The organism is Proteus sp. MB838 (genome assembly GCF_054767435.1).
In genome coordinates this window covers 1-702 of the sequence record NZ_BAABMO010000102.1, presented here as the reverse complement: position 1 = coordinate 702, position 702 = coordinate 1, and the positions used below count along the sequence as shown (strand labels likewise).

Sequence of the window (702 nt, the reverse complement as noted above, 5' to 3'; positions counted from 1 at the left end):
ATGCCGTTGATAATGGACCTATGGCTCCTTCTTTAATGGAAACAGGGCAAGTGCGTCACCATCAAGCTGATGGCTTTAAGTTTGAGCCGACATCAAAGAATATTACTTGGCTGGTGTGTGATATGGTTGAGAAGCCTGCCAAAGTGGCTGCATTAATGACAACGTGGATAGTTAATGAATGGTGTCGTGAAGCAATCTTCAACTTAAAATTACCGATGAAAAAGCGTTATGAAGAAGTTGCGCATATCCTTGATAAAATTAGAGCTGAATTAGCTGAGAAAGGCATTAATGCTAAAATTCAGGCTAAGCATTTGTATCATGATAGAGAAGAGATCACGGTACATATCCAAAATATCTGGGCTGCTTATCGTCCTGATCGCGAGTTTTAACTTCATAGAGTTAAGTTCATCTTTTGATGAGTAAATCATTAACAGGCTAATTCTCTATTACAGAGCGTTAGCCTTTTTATTGATTAAACTATTTTAAACGTAACTGTTGTAAATTACCGTTTAGCTTAATATCAGTGCGAAGTGTGGTGATTTGGCGGCTAATAAAAGCAACTTCTTTATTATCACTCAATTTGGTTTGCCATTTTTTTGGCACTTCATCAATGTGTTGATACAGTGACTCTAAATTAGGATAAAGTTGCAAAAGTTCTGTTGCACTTTTAGGGCCAATACCGGGGACACCGGAAACTTTACT

Annotated in this window: 2 protein-coding genes; one reads left to right on the top strand and one right to left on the bottom strand. The window is 37.6% G+C overall.

Annotation, left to right across the window (positions count from 1 at the left end):
* A partial coding sequence (rlmM, locus tag ACYUCW_RS18105) for a 23S rRNA (cytidine(2498)-2'-O)-methyltransferase RlmM (protein ID WP_460409183.1) occupies nucleotides 1–389 on the top strand: 389 nt, incomplete at its 5' end.
* 88 nt (nucleotides 390–477) lie between these two features.
* On the opposite strand, the gene ACYUCW_RS18100 is transcribed toward rlmM, so the two are convergent.
* Nucleotides 478–702, bottom strand: a 225-nt coding sequence (locus ACYUCW_RS18100; protein ID WP_460409182.1) for a 5'-3' exonuclease H3TH domain-containing protein, incomplete at its 5' end; no start/stop codon positions are given.